Source organism: Citrobacter sp. Cpo015 (genome assembly GCF_030333035.1).
Taxonomy (GTDB): Bacteria; Pseudomonadota; Gammaproteobacteria; order Enterobacterales; family Enterobacteriaceae; genus Citrobacter; species Citrobacter portucalensis.
The window spans coordinates 184,618-205,087 of sequence record NZ_JAOWGS010000037.1 but is presented as its reverse complement, the minus strand read 5'-3'; the positions used below and the strand labels follow the sequence as shown (position 1 = coordinate 205,087).

Annotated in this window: 18 protein-coding genes; 9 read left to right on the top strand and 9 right to left on the bottom strand. The window is 52.7% G+C overall.

The genetic code is table 11. The features are described from left to right. Positions 1-118: 118 nt before the first annotated feature. Positions 119-931: a DNA-binding transcriptional regulator gene (locus tag OGY67_RS16745; protein WP_048226474.1), complete on the top strand. Its 813-nt coding sequence runs from the start codon at positions 119-121 to the stop codon at positions 929-931. Between the two features lie 135 nt (positions 932-1,066). Further along, positions 1,067-1,369, top strand: coding sequence for a putative quinol monooxygenase (locus OGY67_RS16740; protein WP_008783873.1), 303 nt, complete (start codon positions 1,067-1,069; stop codon positions 1,367-1,369). A gap of 191 nt (positions 1,370-1,560) precedes the next feature. On the opposite strand, the gene OGY67_RS16735 is transcribed toward OGY67_RS16740, so the two are convergent. The 3 genes from OGY67_RS16735 to OGY67_RS16725 form a co-directional block, all read right to left on the bottom strand. After that, positions 1,561-2,118, bottom strand: a complete 558-nt coding sequence (locus OGY67_RS16735; protein ID WP_223849069.1) for a hypothetical protein — start codon at positions 2,116-2,118, stop codon at positions 1,561-1,563. 239 nt (positions 2,119-2,357) lie between these two features. Then, positions 2,358-2,834 carry a cold-shock protein gene (locus OGY67_RS16730; protein WP_003830914.1) on the bottom strand — a complete coding sequence of 159 codons (477 nt, stop codon included), beginning with the start codon at positions 2,832-2,834 and terminating at the stop codon, positions 2,358-2,360. Between the two features lie 86 nt (positions 2,835-2,920). Continuing rightward, positions 2,921-3,166 (bottom strand): YmjA family protein, encoded by a 246-nt coding sequence (locus OGY67_RS16725; protein ID WP_003021350.1) that lies wholly within the window; start codon positions 3,164-3,166, stop codon positions 2,921-2,923. A gap of 382 nt (positions 3,167-3,548) precedes the next feature. Between OGY67_RS16725 and OGY67_RS16720 the strand changes: the two genes are divergently transcribed. Together OGY67_RS16720 and OGY67_RS16715 are read left to right on the top strand one after the other, a co-directional pair. After that, positions 3,549-4,325: an MBL fold metallo-hydrolase gene (locus OGY67_RS16720; RefSeq protein WP_032942484.1), complete on the top strand. Its 777-nt coding sequence runs from the start codon at positions 3,549-3,551 to the stop codon at positions 4,323-4,325. 18 nt (positions 4,326-4,343) lie between these two features. Next, positions 4,344-5,294, top strand: a complete 951-nt coding sequence (locus tag OGY67_RS16715) for a GlxA family transcriptional regulator (RefSeq protein ID WP_250671268.1) — start codon at positions 4,344-4,346, stop codon at positions 5,292-5,294. On the opposite strand, the gene OGY67_RS16710 is transcribed toward OGY67_RS16715, so the two are convergent. Then, entirely contained in the window at positions 5,291-5,899 is a 609-nt protein-coding gene (locus OGY67_RS16710) for a class I SAM-dependent DNA methyltransferase (RefSeq protein ID WP_432264913.1), read from the bottom strand. The two genes, OGY67_RS16715 and OGY67_RS16710, sit on opposite strands and share 4 nt — an antisense overlap. 165 nt (positions 5,900-6,064) lie before the next feature. Here OGY67_RS16710 and OGY67_RS16705 point away from each other — a divergent pair, with 165 nt between their 5' ends. From OGY67_RS16705 to OGY67_RS16695, 3 genes are all read left to right on the top strand, one after another. Beyond that, on the top strand, positions 6,065-7,147 hold the full coding sequence (locus OGY67_RS16705; RefSeq protein WP_286574234.1) for a LacI family DNA-binding transcriptional regulator: 1,083 nt from the start codon (positions 6,065-6,067) through the stop codon (positions 7,145-7,147). A 121-nt stretch (positions 7,148-7,268) separates the two neighbouring features. Next, the gene (locus OGY67_RS16700) at positions 7,269-10,355 is read left to right on the top strand and encodes a beta-galactosidase (protein ID WP_286574233.1); all 3,087 of its coding nucleotides are present in this window, start codon (positions 7,269-7,271) and stop codon (positions 10,353-10,355) included. 48 nt (positions 10,356-10,403) lie between these two features. Continuing rightward, the gene (locus OGY67_RS16695; RefSeq protein WP_286574231.1) at positions 10,404-11,657 is read left to right on the top strand and encodes an MFS transporter; all 1,254 of its coding nucleotides are present in this window, start codon (positions 10,404-10,406) and stop codon (positions 11,655-11,657) included. A gap of 94 nt (positions 11,658-11,751) precedes the next feature. Here the strand turns inward: OGY67_RS16695 and prpE are convergent, their stop codons facing one another. The 4 genes from prpE to prpB all read right to left on the bottom strand — a co-directional run bounded on the left by prpE (position 11,752) and on the right by prpB (position 17,300). Beyond that, a complete protein-coding gene (prpE, locus tag OGY67_RS16690) occupies positions 11,752-13,638 on the bottom strand; it encodes a propionate--CoA ligase (protein WP_057067078.1) in 1,887 nt (628 codons plus the stop codon). 39 nt (positions 13,639-13,677) lie between these two features. After that, positions 13,678-15,129, bottom strand: coding sequence for a bifunctional 2-methylcitrate dehydratase/aconitate hydratase (locus OGY67_RS16685; protein ID WP_286574229.1), 1,452 nt, complete (start codon positions 15,127-15,129; stop codon positions 13,678-13,680). A gap of 39 nt (positions 15,130-15,168) precedes the next feature. Further along, the gene (gene prpC, locus OGY67_RS16680) at positions 15,169-16,338 is read right to left on the bottom strand and encodes a bifunctional 2-methylcitrate synthase/citrate synthase (RefSeq protein WP_008783864.1); all 1,170 of its coding nucleotides are present in this window, start codon (positions 16,336-16,338) and stop codon (positions 15,169-15,171) included. 80 nt (positions 16,339-16,418) lie between these two features. Then, positions 16,419-17,300 (bottom strand): methylisocitrate lyase, encoded by an 882-nt coding sequence (gene prpB / locus OGY67_RS16675; protein WP_286574227.1) that lies wholly within the window; start codon positions 17,298-17,300, stop codon positions 16,419-16,421. A gap of 252 nt (positions 17,301-17,552) precedes the next feature. Between prpB and prpR the strand changes: the two genes are divergently transcribed. Then, positions 17,553-19,163 carry a propionate catabolism operon regulatory protein PrpR gene (gene prpR, locus OGY67_RS16670; RefSeq protein WP_057067073.1) on the top strand — a complete coding sequence of 537 codons (1,611 nt, stop codon included), beginning with the start codon at positions 17,553-17,555 and terminating at the stop codon, positions 19,161-19,163. Positions 19,164-19,195: 32 nt separating this feature from the next. Here prpR and yahO read toward each other — a convergent pair whose 3' ends face one another. Beyond that, complete coding sequence (gene yahO / locus OGY67_RS16665; RefSeq protein ID WP_032942474.1) at positions 19,196-19,471, bottom strand: DUF1471 family periplasmic protein YahO; 276 nt, start codon at positions 19,469-19,471, stop codon at positions 19,196-19,198. 325 nt (positions 19,472-19,796) lie between these two features. Between yahO and OGY67_RS16660 the strand changes: the two genes are divergently transcribed. Then, positions 19,797-20,429, top strand: coding sequence for a LysE family transporter (locus tag OGY67_RS16660; RefSeq protein ID WP_003830900.1), 633 nt, complete (start codon positions 19,797-19,799; stop codon positions 20,427-20,429). Positions 20,430-20,470 lie beyond the last annotated feature (41 nt).

Below are 20,470 nucleotides of genomic sequence, written 5' to 3'. Positions count from 1 at the left end.
GTGAATAATTTTTTGTTGTGCGGTCAGTATAGAAGCGAGTTTTTGCGCTACAATCAAAACATGCCAGGATGTGCACTAAGTGCACAACGTTGTTTTATCTGTAGATTTGTCAATGAATATGAAAAATGACGAGAGCACTGAGTACAAAACCGTACGCGGATTAACGCGCGGATTAATGTTATTAAATATGTTAAACCGGCTCGATGGTGGGGCCAGTGTTGGCTTGCTTGCTGAGTTAAGCGGCCTGCATCGCACCACGGTCAGACGGCTGCTGGAAACCCTGCAGGATGAGGGTTACGTCCGGCGCAGCCTGTCTGATGACAGCTTTCGCTTAACCATTAAAGTCCGCCAGCTCAGCGAGGGGTTTCGTGACGAGCAGTGGATTTCTGCACTCGCCGCCCCGCTGCTGGGAGATTTGCTGCGCGAGGTCATCTGGCCGACCGACGTTTCCACGCTGGATGTGGACGCGATGGTGGTACGTGAAACCACCCACCGTTTCAGCCGTCTGTCGTTTCACCGGGCGATGGTAGGGCGTCGTTTGCCACTGCTGAAAACCGCATCCGGCCTGACCTGGCTGGCATTTTGCCCGGAGAATGAACGGCAGGAACTGATTGAAATGCTTGCCTCCCGATCGGGAGAAGAGTTCCAGCTTGCGCGCGAGCCGCTGAAGCTCAATGCCATTTTGACCCGCGCGCGAAAAGACGGTTTTGGGCAGAACTTTCGCGGTTGGGATCAGGAGGAGAAAATCGCTTCTATCGCCGTCCCCATCCGCAGCGAACAGCGGGTGATCGGCTGCCTGAATTTGGTGTATATGGCCAGCGCCATGACCATCGAACAGGCCGCGGAAAAGCATCTTCCGGCCTTACAAAAGGTGGCGAAACAGATAGAGGACGGCGTCGAATCGCAGGAGATTTTGGTTGCCGGGAGGTGAGATGGATCACAGTTATGCGGATCATCTGATTGATAGCTGGCATAACTCACTATCCGGCCGATAAAACTCTGTGACCTCTTGCCCAAAAAATATCTTCATTACATAGTGTGCATTCGTTTTCTGCCAGGAGGCTGCATGTTAAAGGTCATTGCTGAGGATTTCATCAAACCTGAGTATATTGAAACTGTTCTCCCGTTGTATCGTGAGCTAATAGCGGCAACGAAGAAAGAACCGCACTGCATTGCTTACGACCTCTATATTGATGAAAAAGATCCGGGGCATTTTATTTTTATCGAAGAATGGCCAAACCACGCGGCTCTCGATGAACATTGTGCCAGCGAGCATTTCCAGCGACTTGTACCATTAATCGATCAATACACGCGCCAGGAAGCACGTTACATACTGATGGATGACGTGGTAAATCCGGCAGTCTCGTGATAATGAAGAAAGTAGTTGGAATACTGTTAATTATGTTTTTGGCAGAATGCTCAACACCAGGAAAGACAGTCTTTTACTTCCCTGGTCGCTGAGGGCTTAAAGCCTCTTCAAAAGAGGCTTTAAGCTTTGCAACAATGCATCCCACGGATTACAAAACGGAATCATCACTGTTCCAGATATTAAGCGCATTTTTACGAGGCCATTTTCATCGCGGCACCAATAACTGCCATACACATACTGCTCGCAAGTAAAACAATAAACCAATATATATAATTATTAAACTTTGTAAATAACCAGATAAATCTAAGCAATGACAATGCAGCAATAGAAATAGAAGACACAAACATTGTAAATATATAAATACCAGAAATTATCCATCCTGCTTCTTCGTAAATACTCTTCATTGTAAAAATAAGGATAGATAAGTAAAATGCTGATAAAGCAAGCCCGCTCAGAAAATCATAATAATCGATGTATGTGATGTTTTTATCTTTCTGCGGAAGAGCTATAAACTTTTCAAGTTTCTCATTGTCTACTCGTGACAAAAACCGATTAATTAGCGGAGTAAACATCACTAAAATCATCACCAAATGAATGAATAGTAAAGAAAGTTTAATTCTGTCATCAACCGATTCATTCTGTGGCCAGATAGATATTATTTCATAATCCATTTTTGCAAGGAGAAAAAAGCAAATGGCCGATGGTATATATTCAGAAGATATAGCTTTCCATATTTTTTTAAAAATCACTTATATTACCCCATTAGTTATACCGGTGAATCACTATTAGTTAACCGCGCTACTAATCTGCAAATAGTTGGCGATCATATTTATTTAATACGGATAATATATACCTATTCAGAAACGGATTGCTACCTACTAATTTTATCACTACATACCTGAATCACGTAAATTACACATATCAAAAAAAAACCGAAACCCGCTCCTGAAAAGCGCGGCGTTCCGGTTTTTATTCAGTCCGAAGGGTTTCAGACTTTAAGCAGTTTCACCGTCGCGTCAATGTCGATTTCATCTTCCGAGAAGATCAGCGTCGTGCCCTGGAAGGTGGTGATAGCCAGCTTTTTCAGCGTGCGCATTTCACCAGGCTTCACGTCTGATTTCGGTCGGATGCTGTTCATCAGCACGCCGACAGACAGCACAGCATTTTCTTTGTCGATACGGGTCTCTACAGGGACTTCTTCGCTGTAGACCAGGAATGACTTGATCGAGGTGAGCTTCAGACGCTCGCCTGCAATATAGATGTACTTGCTGTCTGGTATGACTTTTACCGCGTAGGCAGACAAGCCTTTGTTGTTGGTGGTGGGCTCAAAAGTCACCGCCGCGTCTTTCTTGATCAGCTCAGGATTAGCAACCTTAATCACATGAAAATAGCGGTTGTCGCCGTTTTCATCTTTGATAAATCCAAAGCCTTTATCTTTAAACCACGTTGTGATTGTTCCGTTCATTGCTGTTTCCGCCTGATTAAACCTATTACTTGTAGAGTATACCTACTCAATTTGCGCGCAGTGTAAAACACAGGCCATGTCTTTGGCTACTCGTTACCCCAACGATTGAGGAACTCCGCAATATCATCGATACGCTGAGCGTCGACACCTGCCACGGTAGCCATCTCCTGCTGCGCTTCTTCGCTGATCTCTTCGTTGTTCATCAAACGAGTGATCAGCTGCTGGAAGTAGTGCGCCAGCGCGTCACGTTCTGTGTCGCTCACCGGCTTTGCGGCCTCGGTCGCGTACTCGTCGGCGATATCATAATATTTTAGTGGAATGTCGTTGTTCATCAGTTGCTCCGGGGTAAATGCGTGTGCCAGCAGTTGCCTGCCGCGTCTGGTGTGAATGATAGCATTCTTATTTCATGGTTCGCGATCTGTTTTATTGGTCACTATGCATTACATATATCAATAATGTTTTCCGGCACAACTTCGCATTTAATAAACCTTTCCGTATTTAAATAACAGCATTCTTATTCAGTTCGATATAATAGCTACTTATTAAATAACGAGCCACCAAGGAAATATTAAATTACTTTAATTCTAATTACATTATCGACATCTGTAATCCGCAGTTGGCCCAATCCCATCGCTAGTCGCCCATTTGCCCACATTCATCTTCTGGACAACACTCTACGATGACACCACTGACCCAACACGTGGAGCAAACACCATGAACATCACGCAAATCCGTAACGCTACGCAGCACATCACTTTTGGTGGCAAAACCTTTCTGATCGACCCTATGCTGGCGGCAAAAGGTACTTATCCGGGCTTTGCCGGTACGGCTCGCGCCGAGATCCGCAACCCGACCGTTGATCTGCCTGTCGATATCGACACCCTGCTCAACGTTGATGCGCTGATCGTGACCCATCTGCATGAAGACCACTGGGATGAATCCGCGGCTCGTGTCGTACCGAAAGACAAACCGATTTATGTGCAAAACGATCGCGATGCGCAGGTACTGCGGGAACAAGGTTTCACGCAACTGACCGTACTGACGCAAAACACTGCGCTTGGTGATATCACCCTGCGTAAAACCGGCGGCCAGCACGGTTCGGATCGCGCTTACGCCATCCCGCAAATGGCTGAGCGTCTGGGTGATGCCTGCGGAGTTATCTTCCAGCATCCGGCGGAAAAAACGCTGTATCTGGTCGGGGACACCATCTGGCGCGACGAGGTGGAAACCAACATGCGGACTTTCCAGCCAGGCGTGGTCATTCTGAACGCAGGCTTTGCTCACGTTATCGGGTTTGGCCCAATTATCATGGGCGCGGAAGATGTGCTAAAAACCCACTTCACGCTGCCCGAAGCACAAATTGTGGCGACCCACATGGAGGCGATTAACCACTGTCTGCTGACCCGCGCAGCCTTGAAAGAGTACGCCTGCGACAACCAGATTGCGCAATTCGTTAACGTGCCGGAAGATGGCGAAACCCTGACGTTTTAAACTCCACAGAGGACTCGTATGCAACCGCTTAACGTCGCCATTGTTGCCGTGGAAGATTTCAGCCCGTTTCACTTCTCGGTGCCGTGCATTATTTTCAGTGACAAAGTGGCGACGAAAAAGCGTTTTGAGGTGCAACTGTGTGCAGAACAGCCGGGCATCGTTTCCTCGCAGGATGGCTTCTCCATTAACGCAGCCTGCGGCTATGAAGCGGTGGAGGCCGCCGACATTGTGGTGATCCCCTGGTGGGGTACCACGGCACATCGGCCACCACAAAGCCTGCTTGATGCGCTCAATCGTGCGCGACAAAACGGCGCGCAGATTGTTGGGTTATGCCTGGGTGCGTTTGTGCTCGGCTACGCCGGTCTGCTGGATGGCAAACGGGCGGCTACGCACTGGGAGTTCGAGCAGGATTTTCAGGCCCGCTTTCCGGCAGCTCATCTGGATATCAACGCGCTGTACGTGGATGACGACGGTATTATTACCTCGGCAGGCACCGCCGCTGCGCTGGATTGCTGCCTGTACGTCATCCGCCAGCGTTTTGGCAGCACGGTGGCGAATCAGATTGCCAGACGGATGATTGTGCCGCCACATCGCGAGGGCGGCCAGGCACAGTTTATCGAGCAACCGGTGGCGAAAAATACCAAAGATCAGCGCATCAACGCCCTGCTCGACTATTTGCGCCAGCATCTCCATGAACCGCATAATCTTGACGAGCTGGCGCAACGGGTGATGATGAGCCGTCGCACCCTCACCCGTCATTTTATGAAGGCCACAGGGTCAAGCGTGGCCGAATGGTTGATTGCCGAGCGCCTGCGCCGTAGCCAGACGTTGCTGGAGTCCAGCCAGTTACCCGTTGAACGCATCGCAGAACAGGTTGGTTTTCAGTCGCCCGTCACCTGGCGCCAGCATTTTAAATCCCACTTTGGCGTTAGCCCGGCTGAATGGCGTAAAACCTTTCGCGGTGATTAGCCTCTTTTTTGCGCCAGCCAGATGGTGTGCCCGGTGCAGTGCGGATCTTCCATCACCATCTCGACCACCGCAAAACCGTGTGCTGACAGCAGTGCGCGGTATTCATCCGGCGCGAGGCTGGCGTGAAACAGCGGCTCACCTTCAAATTGCCCCATCGCGATGCCGTTGTCCGTACCGCTGGTAAACATCAGCGCGCTACCGGGATGGCTGAGGCGGTCAAAAATCGGGAACATCTTTTGCTGGTCCTGCTGAGTTAAATGGAAAAAGCTGTCCCAGGCGATCAGTCCATCGAAAGTCTCATTGAGTGCCAACTCGCGCATATCCTGTTCCAGCCAGCGCTGTGCAGGATAAGTGTTTCGGGCCCGCGCCAGCATCGCCGGGGAACCATCAACGCCGGTAAGATGAAAACCTTGCTGGATAAAATAACCGGCGATCGGCTGACCGTTGCCGCAGCCAATATCCACAATGCTGCCCTGCCCGCCCATCACGGAAATAAATTTATCGAGCCAGCTTTTCTCGAACAAGGTGCGCGAGCGCTGGCTGGCAAAAGCATCCGCATGGCGTCGGTAGATGGACAGAATATTTTTTGCCGCAGAATCGCTCACAATGTCCTCACTTTTTTCTTCTGTTAGGTATAACGCCGATAAATCCTTCAGCACGCTATCCTCAAACCCTGGAATGCGCCTCGCAGAACCCATGCGCAAATACCCCAAAACCGTCCCGCTGTGGCATCATAGCGCACAGATAACGTCATTACAGGGGTGATAAACGTGAAACCGGTAACGCTATACGATGTGGCAGACCATGCAGGTGTCTCTTACCAGACCGTCTCTCGCGTCGTGAACCAGGCCAGCCACGTTTCCGCAAAAACCCGACAGAAAGTTGAGGCCGCGATGGCGGAACTCAATTACATTCCTAACCGCGTTGCACAGCAGCTGGCTGGCAAACAGACGCCACTGATTGGCGTTGTGACGGCAAACCTTGCCCTGCATGCCCCCTCACAAATCGTTGCTGCCATAAAATCCCGCGCCGACCAGTCCGGTGCCAGCGTGGTGATCGCCATGGTCGAGCGCAGCGGCGTTGAGTCCTGTAAAGCCGCGGTCCACAATCTGCTTTCTCAACGCGTAACCGGGCTTATCATCAACTATCCGCTGGATGAAGAAGATGCCATTGCCGTGGCAGCTGCCTGCGGTACAGTGCCGGTGCTGTTTCTCGATGTCTCTGACTTGACGCCAATTAACAGCGTGATTTTCTCTCATGACGACGGCGCGCGCCTTGGCGTTGAACATCTGGTGCAGCACGGACATCAACAGATCGCCCTGCTGAGCGGGCCGCACACTTCCGTTTCGGCAAGGCTTCGGCATGCGGGCTGGCACAAGTATCTGGCACATTACCAGCTACAACCCGTTGTGGAGCTGGAAGGCGACTGGAGCGCGATGTCTGGTTTTCAGCAAACGATGCACATGCTGAATAACGGTAACCTCCCTACCGCCATGCTGGTCGCTAACGATCAAATGGCGCTGGGCGCGATGCGGGCAATCAGCGAGTTCGGTCTGCGGGTTGCGGTGGATATATCGGTAATTGGCTACGATGACACCGAAGACAGCGCCTGTTACATCCCACCGCTGACCACCATCAGGCAGGATTTTCCGTTGCTGGGTGAAACCAGCGTCGACAGGCTATTGCAACTCCCCCGTGGCGGCTCCAGCGTGGGTAACCAACTGCTTCCCGTCACCCTGGTCAAGCGCAAAACGGTTCTGCCTCCCGATACGCAAACCACCACTCCCCAGGCGCTGGCTGATTCACTGATCCAGCTGGCGCGGCAAGTTTCTCAGCTCACACCCAAATTGTGAACGCATAACAATTGTGTGAGTCAGTTCACTTATTGAACGCCCCATCCTTTACAGCAAGGAGCGCTTGTTCGTATTTTGATTGAAATTGTGAGCGAGTAACAAATTCAAACAGGATACCGTTATGAACCTGAACACAGATTCACTCTCCGCTGTTCTGGCCCGCCGCGACTGGGAGAATCCCGGCGTCACGCAGCTCAACCGGCTGGAAGCAAATCCGCCATTCTGTAGCTGGCGCTCAGCGGATGATGCACGTACCAATCAGCGTTCGAGTCAGTTACGCTCGCTGAATGGCCAGTGGAAATTTGCCTGGTTTGCCGCGCCGGAGGCTGTCCCAGAAAGCTGGCTGACAAGCGATCTGCCACAGGCAGACATCATCAACGTCCCCTCTAACTGGCAGATGGCCGGTTATGATGCGCCAATTTATACCAACGTCACCTACCCAATCCCGGTGAATCCTCCGTACGTTCCGGCACAGAACCCGACAGGATGTTACTCGCTCACATTTAATGTTGAAGAGGCGTGGTTAGAGGAAGGTCAGACGCGCATTATTTTTGACGGCGTGAACTCCGCGTTTCATCTGTGGTGCAACGGTCGCTGGGTCGGCTACGGTCAGGATAGCCGTCTGCCGTCTGAGTTTGATCTTAGCGATTATCTGCTGCGCGGCGAAAACCGTCTGGCTGTGATGGTGCTGCGCTGGAGCGACGGCAGCTATCTGGAAGACCAGGACATGTGGCGCATGAGCGGCATTTTTCGCGATGTCTCCCTGCTGCATAAGCCCACTACGCAAATCCGCGACCTGCGCATTAATACCCGTTTTAATGACGACTTCAGCCGCGCCACGCTGGAAGCGGAAGTCAGAGTGGGTGGCAACGAGAACGAAGATTTACGCGTCACCCTGCAATTGTGGGAAAGTGAAACGCTCACCCACGAAACGACCTCACCGCTCGGCAGCGAGATCATTGATGAACGCGGCGCTTATCATGACCGGGTGACTCTGCGTCTGAACGTCGAAAAACCGGCGCTATGGAGTGCCGAAACGCCCAATCTGTATCGCGCCGTTGTGCAGTTACACACCGCAGGCGGAGTACTGATTGAAGCGGAAGCCTGTGACGTTGGTTTTCGTCAGATTTGTATCGAAAACGGCCTGTTGCTGTTAAACGGCAAGCCGCTGTTGATTCGCGGTACCAACCGCCATGAGCACCATCCGGTCAACGGCCAGGTGATGGATGAGGCGACGATGGTGCAGGACATCATCCTGATGAAGCAGAATAACTTCAACGCCGTGCGCTGTTCCCATTACCCGAACCATCCGCTGTGGTACACCCTGTGCGATCGTTACGGCCTGTATGTGGTCGACGAAGCCAACATTGAAACCCACGGCATGGTGCCGATGAATCGCCTCACCGACGATCCCGCATGGTTGCCTGCCATGAGCCAGCGCGTCACGCGCATGGTGCAGCGCGATCGCAACCACCCGAGCATTATTATCTGGTCACTGGGCAATGAATCCGGCCATGGCGTCAATCACGACGCGCTCTACCGCTGGATAAAATCAGAAGACCCGTCACGTCCGGTGCAGTACGAGGGCGGTGGAGCTGATACTGCCGCCACCGACATTATTTGCCCGATGTACGCCCGCGTCGATCAGGATCAGCCCTTCCCCGCAGTACCCAAATGGTCGATTAAAAAGTGGCTGTCGATGCCCGGCGAACAGCGTCCGCTGATCCTTTGTGAATACGCCCACGCTATGGGCAACAGCTTTGGCGGCTTCGCCAAATACTGGCAAGCGTTCCGTCAGTATCCGCGCCTGCAGGGCGGATTTGTCTGGGACTGGGTGGATCAGTCGCTGACCAAATATGATGAGAACGGCAAAGCATGGTCAGCCTACGGTGGCGATTTTGGCGACACGCCTAACGATCGTCAGTTTTGCATGAACGGGCTGGTGTTCGCCGATCGCACTCCGCATCCGGCGTTATATGAGGCCAAGCATGAACAGCAGTTTTTCCAGTTCACGTTACTGCCGGGCGCTGAACGCCAGATTGAAGTGACCAGCGAATATCTGTTCCGCCGCAGCGATAACGAAGTTCTGCACTGGTCGATTGCCCTTGACGGCAACCCGCTGGCCGCCGGAGAAATCATTCTGGATATCGCCCCACAGGGTCGCCAGGTGATTACCCTGCCGAACGTTCCGATGCCGGACACCGCAGGCGAACTGTGGTTGACGGTGCGCGTAGAGCAGCCTCAGGCGACCGCATGGTCAGAAGCCGGGCATATCAGCGCCTGGCAACAGTGGAAGCTGGAAGAGAAGCTCAGCCTGGTACGTCCATCACGCGTCAGCAGCGCACCACAGCTGGATGTTAGTGAGAGCAATTTTACCGTGGTGGCCAACAACACACGCTGGCAATTCGATCGTCATTCCGGCCTGCTAACACAATACTGGATTAGCGATGAAGCCCAGTTGGTAGGCCCGCTTACTGACCAGTTCACCCGCGCGCCGCTGGACAACGACATCGGTGTGAGCGAGTCAACCCGCATCGACCCTAACGCCTGGGTTGAACGCTGGAAGGCCGCCGGTCACTATCAGGCTGAAGCAACGTTACTGCACTGTGCTGCCGATACGCTGAGCAATGCGGTACTGATCACCACCGAACATGCGTGGCAGTATCAGGGCGAAACGCTGTTCGTCAGCCGAAAAAGCTACCGTATTGACGGCAATGGTGAAATGCAGGTAACGGTGGATGTCGACGTTGCCAGCAGTACGCCACATCCGGCCCGCATCGGCCTGAGATGCCAGCTGGCGCAGGTTGCGGAGCGAGTGAACTGGTTAGGTCTCGGCCCGCATGAGAACTACCCGGACCGTCTGGGCGCCGCCTGTTTCGATCGCTGGGATCTGTCGCTTGATGAGATGTACACCCCGTATGTTTTCCCGAGCGAAAACGGTCTGCGCTGCGGTACGCGCGAACTGTACTACGGTGCGCACCAGTGGCGCGGAGACTTCCTGTTCAACATCAGCCGCTTTAGCCAGCAGCAACTGATGGAAACCAGCCACCGCCATCTGCTGCAACCTGAGGCGGGCACCTGGCTCAATATTGATGGCTTCCATATGGGCGTCGGCGGCGATGATTCGTGGAGTCCTTCCGTATCGCCGGAATTCCAGCTGAGCGCCGGACGCTACCACTTCCAGTTCGTCTGGGGCCAAAAAAAATAATATAAGCAGGGCAGGTTGATACCTGCCCGCATTTATAGGAAGTCTGTTATGTATTATTTAAAAAACACTAACTTTTGGATGTTTGGCTTTTTCTTCTTCTTTTACTTTTTTATTATGGGTGCGTATTTCCCCTTCTTCCCTATCTGGTTACACGATGTAAACCATATCAGCAAAGGCGATACCGGCATCATCTTCGCCTGCATCTCACTGTTTTCTTTGTTATTCCAGCCAATTTTCGGACTACTGTCCGATAAGCTTGGCCTGCGTAAACATCTGCTATGGGTAATTACCGGCATGCTGGTAATGTTTGCCCCGTTCTTTATTTACGTATTTGGCCCATTATTGCAGGTTAATATTTTACTGGGTTCAATTGTCGGCGGGATTTACCTTGGCTTTATTTACAATGCCGGTGCCCCAGCGATTGAAGCCTATATTGAAAAAGCCAGCCGCAGAAGCAACTTTGAATTTGGTCGCGCGCGCATGTTTGGCTGCGTGGGCTGGGCGCTGTGCGCCTCGATTGCCGGAATTATGTTCACCATCAATAACCAATTCGTCTTCTGGTTAGGCTCTGGCTGTGCGGTCATTCTGGCATTGCTGCTGTTATTTTCAAAAACAGATGCCCCCTCTTCTGCAAAAGTTGCGGATGCGGTAGGCGCCAATAACTCGGCATTCAGCCTGAAGCTGGCGCTGGAGTTATTTAAACAACCAAAACTTTGGTTCCTCTCCCTGTATGTGGTCGGCGTTTCCTGTACTTACGATGTGTTTGACCAGCAGTTCGCCAACTTCTTTACCTCATTCTTTGCCACCGGCGAACAGGGTACCCGCGTGTTTGGCTACGTCACGACGATGGGAGAATTACTCAACGCCTCGATCATGTTCTTTGCACCGCTGATTGTGAACCGAATTGGCGGAAATAACGCCCTGCTGCTGGCCGGTACGATTATGTCGGTAAGGATTATTGGCTCGTCATTCGCCACCACTGCACTGGAGGTCGTTATTCTCAAAACGCTGCATATGTTTGAGATACCGTTCCTGATCGTCGGCTGCTTCAAGTACATCACCAGCCAGTTCGAAGTACGTTTCTCGGCCACGATTTATCTGGTGTGTTTCTGTTTCTTCAAACAGTTAGCCATGATTTTCATGTCAGTTCTGGCCGGGAAAATGTATGAGAGTATTGGTTTCCAGGGAGCTTATCTGGTGCTGGGGATTATTGCGCTGAGCTTCACGCTGATTTCCGTATTTACCCTTAGCGGTCCGGGGCCCTTTTCCCTGCGGCGTCGTCGCGAAAGCGTCGCGCTGTAAAAGCCTCTTTGCCGGATGCACCACTCGCGTGGTTTATCCGGCCTACGATACTAAAAGGCCCGGTAAGCATTGCGCCACCGGGCATCACACGATGTTACTCTTCGATCGCCTGACGGATTTGCTGCAACGACGCGGGATCGTCAATGGTCGTTAGATCGCCAGGATCGCGGCCTTCACAGATCGCCTGGATCGTCCGTCTGAGCATTTTGCCAGAGCGGGTTTTCGGCAATTGCGACACAAACCAGACGTGCGCCGGGCGGCCAAAATTACCAATCTGACTGTCCACCAGCGCCATAATCGCCTTCTCTTCCGAATGTGCGATGTCGCGATCTTCAAGGCTGTCGCTCTGTTTAGGAATGACAAACGCGACCGCGACCTGCCCCTTCAGCGCGTCCTTCACGCCGACCACAGCCACTTCGGCAACGTTCGGATAGCTGGAAATACTCTCCTCTATCTCACGCGTCCCCAACCGATGCCCGGCCACGTTGATGACATCATCCGTACGACCAAGGATGAAGTAATAGCCGTCCGCATCGCGAATCCCCCAGTCAAAGGTGGCGTACACCTGACGAGAAAACAGCGACCAGTAGGTATTCACAAACCGCGCGTCATCACCCCAGATAGTCTGGATACAGCCCGGCGGCAGCGGCCCTTCAATCACCAGCATGCCCTTTTCATTCGCTTCGCAGGGCTCACCGGTCACCTCATTGAGCAACTGCACGTTATATCCGTACATCGGCACGCCTGGGCTGCCCAGCCGCGACGGGCGGTCGTCCAGCCCGCGAGCGATCGCCATAATCGGCCAACCGGATTCAGTCTGCCAGTAGTTGTCGATAACCGGGACGCCCAGCGTTTCCGTTACCCAACTGGCGGTCGGTTCATCCAGCGGCTCACCCGCCAGATACAGCACCTCCAGCGAGGAAAGATCGTGATTGCGGATTTGCGCGGTCGGGAATTTCTTCAGCACGCGGATGGCGGTTGGGGCGGAGAACATCCGGCTGACCTGATACTTCTCAACAATTTTCCACCATACGCCACAGTCTGGATACGTTGGCAACCCTTCGTAAACCACTGTCGCCATCCCCGCCAGCAGCGGGGCATACACGATATACGAATGCCCAACTACCCAGCCGATATCCGACGCGCAGAAGAACACACCGCCCGCTTTACCGCCGAAAATGGTGTCCATCGAGGTCGCCAGCGCGACCGCGTAGCCGCCAACGTCGCGCTGGACGCCTTTCGGTTTACCGGTTGTCCCGGAGGTGTAGAGAATGCAGGACGTTTCGTTCGACTCCAGCCAGGCAACCGGTACCCGCGCGCCGAGATGCTGCTGGCGCAGCGTGGCAAAGTCGAGGTCTCGCCCCTCTACCCGCGCCATTTTCGCCAGACCGCGATCGACTAATACCACATGACGCGGCTGATGCTGCGCCTGATCGATCGCATCATCGAGCAGCTTTTTATACGGCAGGACTTTACCGCCGCGCGCCCCGGCATCCGCCGACACGATAACCACCGGTCGGGCGTCGTCGATACGCGCCGCTACGCTGTGCGAGGCGAAACCACCGAACACCACCGAATGGATCGCCCCTATACGTGCGCAGGCCAGCAGCGTAATGTGCGCCTCGGCGATCATCGGCATATAAACCAGTACCCGATCGCCACGCTGTACGCCCAGCGACAACAACATCGCCGCCGCGACGTTCACTTCGTCATACAGCTGACGAAAGGTAAACGTGCGTTCTTCTTCAGTTTCTGAAGAAACGGCAATCAGCGCCAGCGCGTCAGGCTGTTTCTCCAGCCAGCGGTCAATGGCGTTGTGGCACAGATTGGTCGTACCGCCGCAAAACCAGCGGGCAAACGGCGGATTACTGTGGTCCAGCACCTGCGTATACGGCTGCTGCCAGTCAATACGCTGGGCCTGTTCGGCCCAGAACGACTCCGGCTGTGTAATAGAACGTTGATAAAACTCGCTATAAGACATAATGCTCTCCTGTTGAACTTACGCCTGATGAGTCGGGTTTTAGATAACGAACAAATCCAGATACTCATTGACCGGCATCTGCTCCAGGCGAGTTCTGTCCAGGGAGACATCCAGGATGCGCTGCTGCTGACGGGTCGGGAACTGACGCGCCAGGTTAATTTTGAACTTCTCGACCAGCTTCGGCATACCGTCGTTACGACGGCGCGCGTGGCCGATTGGGTATTCCACTACCACTTCTTCAAAGCGTGAGCCGTCGGTGAACTCAAGCGTGATGGCATTCGCGATGGCGCGTTTTTCAGGGTCGTGGTAATCCGCAGTGAAGGTCGGATCTTCGAAGCAGTTAATCTTTTCACGCAGCGCATCAATGCGTTTATCCTGCGCCACGCCGTCTTCGTAATCTGCCGCCGTTAAGCGTCCGAACAGCAGCGGGATAGCCACCATGTACTGGATGCAGTGGTCACGATCCGCCGGGTTATTCAACGGGCCTTTTTTATCGATGATGCGGATACAGGCTTCGTGCGTACGAATGGTCACTTTTTCGATATCGGCAGCGGTCTTACCTGCAGCCTGTAACTGCTCGTACAGCGTCATCGCCGCTTCTACCGCGGTCTGCGAGTGGAACTCTGCCGGGAAGGAAATTTTAAACAACACGTTTTCCATCACGTACGAACCGTACGGGCGCTGGAAGCGGAAAGATTCGCCTTTGAAAGAGACATCATAGAAGCCCCAGGTTTTCGCCGTCAGTGCAGATGGGTATCCCATTTCACCGGTTTTCGCCATCAGCGCCAGACGCACAGCACGTGAGGTGGCATCGCCAGCCGCCCAGGATTTACGCGTGCCGGTATTCGGCGCATGACGATAGGTACGCAGCGACTGACCGTCGACCCACGCCAGCGAGACGGCGTTGAGAATTTCATCCCGGTTCAGGCCAAGCATCTCGGCAACCACCGCCGTGGAAGCGACTTTTACCAGCAGGACGTGATCCAGACCGACGCGGTTGAAGGAGTTTTCCAGCGCGATACAGCCCTGAATTTCATGGGCTTTAATCATTCCGGTTAACACTTTTTTCATGGTTAACGGCGCTTTACCCACCGCCACCGCATTGCGCGACAGCCAGTCAGCCGTCGCCAGAATACCGCCGAGGTTATCGGAAGGATGACCCCATTCTGCGGCCAGCCACGTGTCGTTAAAGTCCAGCCAGCGGATCATCGCACCGATGTTAAACGCCGCCTGCACCGGATCGAGCTGGAACTGGGTACCCGGTACGCGCACACCGTTCGGGACGACGGTACCCGGTACAACCGGCCCCAGCAGTTTTTTACAGGCCGGATATTCCAGCGCTTCCAGGCCACAGCCAAGGGTATCAAGCAGGCAATAATGCGCGGTGTCATACGCCACCTTCGAGGTGATCTCGTAGTTCATGACATAATCAACGATATCAACGATTTCACGGTCAAATTCAGGGCGGACGTTCGAAATATGTGCAGACATAGGGTACATTTCCTGTTTTTTATCTTTAGAGGTTTTGCATTAGCAACGTTTTTCAATCGAGACAAATACGCGATCTTCCGGGCCGGTATAGTTGGCGGAAGGACGGATAATTTTGTTGTCCTGACGCTGTTCGATGATGTGCGCCGCCCAGCCAGTGACGCGGGCGATAACGAACAGTGGTGTGAACATTTCAGTGGGGACGCCCATCATGTTGTAAGAGACTGCCGAGAACCAGTCGAGGTTGGGGAACATCTTTTTCGTTTCCCACATCACCTCTTCCAGACGGTCGGCGATGTTGTACATTTTCAGCGAACCGCCTTCCTGAGAAAGCTGTTTCGCCACGCTCTTGATCACCTGGTGGCGCGGGTCGGCGATGGTGTAAACCGGGTGACCAAAGCCAATCACCACTTCTTTATTTTCAACGCGTTTACGGATATCTGCTTCGGCTTCATCCGGCGTTTCATAGCGTTGCTGGATCTCCAGCGATACTTCATTCGCTCCGCCGTGTTTCGGCCCACGCAGTGCGCCAATCGCACCGATAATCGCGGAGTACATATCAGAGCCAGTTCCCGCAATCACACGCCCCGTGAAGGTAGAAGCGTTAAACTCGTGCTCGGCGTACAGCACCAGCGAAATGTGCATCGCCTTTTCCCAGCTTTGTGATGGCTTTTCACCATGCAGCAAATGCAGGAAGTGACCGCCAATAGAATCATCGTCGGTTTCCGGCTGAATGCGCTCGCCGTTATGGCTGTAGTGATACCAGTACAGGAGGATAGAACTGAGCGATGCCAGCAGTTTGTCGGCAATATCGCGTGCGCCGGAGACGGTATGTCCTTCTTTTTCCGGCAGCGTACAACCCAGCGCGGAAACACCAGTGCGCATCACGTCCATCGGATGCGAGGCGGCAGGCAGCGCTTCCAGTACGGTACGCACGTTAGCGGGCAATCCGCGCAGCGCTTTCAGTTTGCTTTTATAGGCGGTGAGCTCATCGCGGGTGGGTAATTTCCCGTGAATCAGCAGATGCGCAACTTCTTCAAATTCGCACTGTTGTGCCAGATCAAGAATATCGTAGCCACGATAGTGCAGATCGTTACCGCTTTTACCCACGGTACATAAGGCAGTATTTCCGGCAGCGACGCCTGACAGCGCAACCGATTTTTTGGGTTTAATGACATGGGTACTATTTTGCAGGATCGTTGTGTCGCTCATGTTGTCCTCGTCATTATTGTAATATGTAGGGTACTAATTTATTGCCGGATGGCGGCTACGCCTTATCCGGCCTACGACGGTTACTTTTTTGTGTACAACGCGTCGAGTTTCTCTTCGAACTGGTAGTAATTGATGCTTTCATACAGCTCGTTGCGCGTCTGCATAATGTCGATAACGTTCTTTTGCGTACCTTCCTGACGCAGCACGTTGTAAACCTTCTCCGCCGCGCGGTTCATGGCGCGGAAAGCTGACAGCGGGTATAGCGCCATCGCAACGTTCGCGCTGCGCAGTTCATCGGTGGTAAACAGCGGTGTGGCGCCAAATTCAGTAATGTTGGCGAGAATTGGTATCTGTACCGCATCGGCAAACTGGCGGTACATCGCAAGTTCGGTAATGGCTTCCGGGAACAGCATGTCAGCGCCCGCTTCGACATACGCCTGGGCACGATCGATGGCAGCCTCTAATCCTTCTACCGCCAGCGCATCGGTCCGCGCCATAATCACAAAGTTGGGATCAGTGCGCGCATCAACGGCGGCGCGGATCCTGTCGACCATCTCTTCTTTCGAGACGATCGCCTTGTTCGGACGATGACCGCAGCGCTTAGCGCCAATCTGATCTTCAATATGCAGCGCAGCAGCACCCGCTTTGGAAATCGACTTGACGGTACGCGCCACGTTGAATGCAGACGATCCAAAACCGATATCCGCATCCACCAGCAATGGCAGCGGGCAAACATCCGTAATGCGACGAATATCAGTCAGCACATCATCAAGGGTAGAAATGCCGAGATCCGGCAGCCCCAGCGACCCCGCAGCGACACCGCCGCCGGAGAGATAAATCGCTTGATACCCGGCACGTTGAGCCAGCAGAGCGTGGTTGGCGTTGATGGTGCCAACGATTTGTAATGGGTTTTCTTTAGTGAGCGCAGCGCGAAACGCCAGCCCTGGGGAGTGTAGAGACATATCCCGTCCTCTTGTTATCAACTTGTTATCGTTCGTTGATATTTCTAAAGCAAGGGGTATGCCAGGGAGCTTATTTTCTCTTCAATTTAATTTTTATCTTTTAAAACAACAGATTAAATACAATTTTTCTATTTTTGTTGCACAAAAGCGTGTCAGCTATCGTTTCATGAAACGTTCCTTCACGTTTCATTGCAACATTTATGAAACACAACTAAACCCTACTACTCGGTTCCTTAATTTTTGGGGTTAGTTATGGCAGATACGCATCTACCGCCGCGTGTGAACGACGACAAACCGGTTATCTGGACAGTCTCGGTCACCCGCCTGTTTGAACTGTTTCGCGACATCAGTCTGGAGTTCGACCATCTGGCGACCATCACCCCCATTCAGCTTGGTTTCGAAAAAGCGGTGGCCTATATCCGTAAGAAGCTGGCCACCGAGCGTTGCGATGCCATCATTGCGGCAGGCTCCAACGGCGCATATCTGAAAAGCCGTTTGTCTATTCCGGTGATCCTGATTAAACCCAGCGGATTCGACGTGCTACAGGCACTGGCAAAAGCGGGAAAACTCACCTCGTCAATTGGCATCATTACCTATCAGGAACCCCTCCCGGCGCTTCTCGCGTTTCAAAAAACTTTCAATTTGCAGCTTGAACAGCGTAGCTATATCACCGAGGAAGATGCTCGTGGGCAAATCAACGAGCTGAAAGCTGGCGGTACACAAGCGGTAGTTGGTGCGGGGTTGATTACCGATCTGGCAGAAGAAGCAGGCATGACCGGCATCTTTATCTATTCGGCGGCCACCGTGCGCCAGGCCTTTGTCGATGCGTTGGATATGACCCGCCTGACATTACGCAGAAACGGTCAGTACGCCTCTGGCGATACGTTGCGCACTCGCTACGCGCTCGGAGATATGCGCGGTCACTCTGCGCAGATGGAACAGGTACGGCACACCATTATGCTGTACGCCCGTTCGCGTGCGCCGGTCCTCATTCAGGGCGAAACAGGAACGGGTAAAGAGCTGGCCGCACAGGCCATTCACCGTGAGTTTTTCACCCGTCAGGAGAATCGGCGCGGTAAACCCTCACCGCCGTTTGTTGCCGTCAACTGCGGGGCAATCACCGAGTCATTGCTGGAAGCGGAGCTGTTCGGCTATGAGGATGGCGCCTTTACCGGCTCTCGCCGAGGGGGACGCGCGGGCCTGTTTGAAATCGCTCACGGCGGAACCCTGTTTCTTGACGAGATAGGCGAGATGCCGCTGCCGTTACAAACCCGACTGCTGCGTGTGCTGGAAGAAAAAGAGGTTACCCGGGTCGGTGGACATCAGCCGATTCCGGTCGATGTCCGGGTGATTAGCGCCACGCACTGTAATCTGGAACAGGAGATGAAGCAGGGGGAATTTCGTACCGATCTGTTTTATCGGTTGAGCATTTTACGCCTCAAGCTGCCGCCGCTGCGCGAACGGTTGCCCGATATCCTGCCACTGGCGGAAGGCTTTTTAAAACAGTCGCTGGCGGAACTGGACGTGCCGTTTTCTGAGCCTGTTCGCAAGGGGCTGGGGTTAAGTCAGCCGACGTTGCTGAATTATGGCTGGCCGGGGAATATCCGCGAACTGCGTAATATGATGGAGCGCCTGGCACTGTTTTTAAGCGTCGAGCCGCAGCCAGAGCTGAATGTGGATTTTTTACAACAGCTGTTACCGGAACTGGCCATTGTTGCAGACTCACCGCAAGCATCGTCATTGCTGACGCCGCAACAGGTGTTGGCACAATTTGATGGTGACAAAACTGCCGCCGCGCGGTATCTCGGAATTAGCAGAACCACGTTCTGGCGCAGGCTAAAAGAAAAACCGCCGGTACAATGACCGGCGGGTATCGTGTCTTTTACAGTAGCGCGTTATTTTTTCTTGTAAATATTCGCTGTGCCATGGATTTTGTTATCCGTTTGGCCGGAGGTTAATACCACCACGTCAGCACCTTTCTCTTCAGCTTTCTTCAGAAGGTCTTCTTTAGCATCCGAAGTAGAGACTTCATTACTCGTTGAAATATCACCGATTTTTGTATACTGAGACTCAACCTTTTCAAACTCAACCTTCGTCATAAATTCCGCGGCGTACGCGTTGGTCACAACAAAAGCTAACGCACCAATAAGTACTTTAATTCCAGTTTTCATATAAAAGCTCCAGATTTTGTTATATATGCCATCATCGACCCCTGAACATTCGACATGCGAGTCAAGGATGATTAATAAGTAGTTCAGCCTGGCAAAAAGATCCAGAGCAGGCGGAAATATAAAGAGATTTTGCGAATCGTTGATAACAGAAAACCTGTGCCGTCGCGTTATCTGACGCGCCAGGCTTGCACAAAATAGTCTATGAAGTCATTTGCAAATCTCAGCGCGTTTCACTGCGCAGTGTGAGTGAATACGCAGAATGATGAACACACTAAAATTATAGTGTTAGCTGTCACTTAAGCGCTTACTAATGGAAACGTTGTCTATGGAACCTTTGCACGCCGTTGTACTCACCGTCAGCCTGTTTGTTTTAACCTTTTTTAACCCCGGCGCAAACCTGTTCGTGGTAGTACAAACTAGCCTGGCATCCGGACGACGCGCAGGTGTGATGACCGGTCTGGGTGTTGCCTTGGGTGATGCGTTTTACTCCGGCCTTGGGCTTTTTGGTATGGCAACGCTAATCACCCAGTGTGAAGAGATATTTTCATTGATTAAGATTGTCGGCGGCGCCTATCTGCTGTGGTTTGCCTGGAACAGCATCCGCCATCAGGCCACGCCGCAAATGCCCACTCTACAGCAACCGCTTTCCGCTCCCTGGTATGTGTTTTTCCGCCGTGGATTACTAACGGATTTATCAAATCCGCAAACCGTACTGTTTTTTATTAGTATCTTCTCGGTCACCTTAAGCGCAGACACGCCTACGTGGGCCAGACTGATGGCCTGGGCAGGCATTGTGTTGTCTTCCGTTATCTGGCGTATTTTTCTCAGCCAGGCATTTTCTTTGCCTGCCGTGCGACGGGCGTATGGTCGCATCCAACGCGTTGCCAGCCGGGTGATTGGCGCAATAATAGGTGTTTTCGCGCTAAGACTTATTTATGAAGGTATTAGCCATCGATAAGAGAGTTTAACTTGACCATTGTGAGGTAATTGTCCGTAATA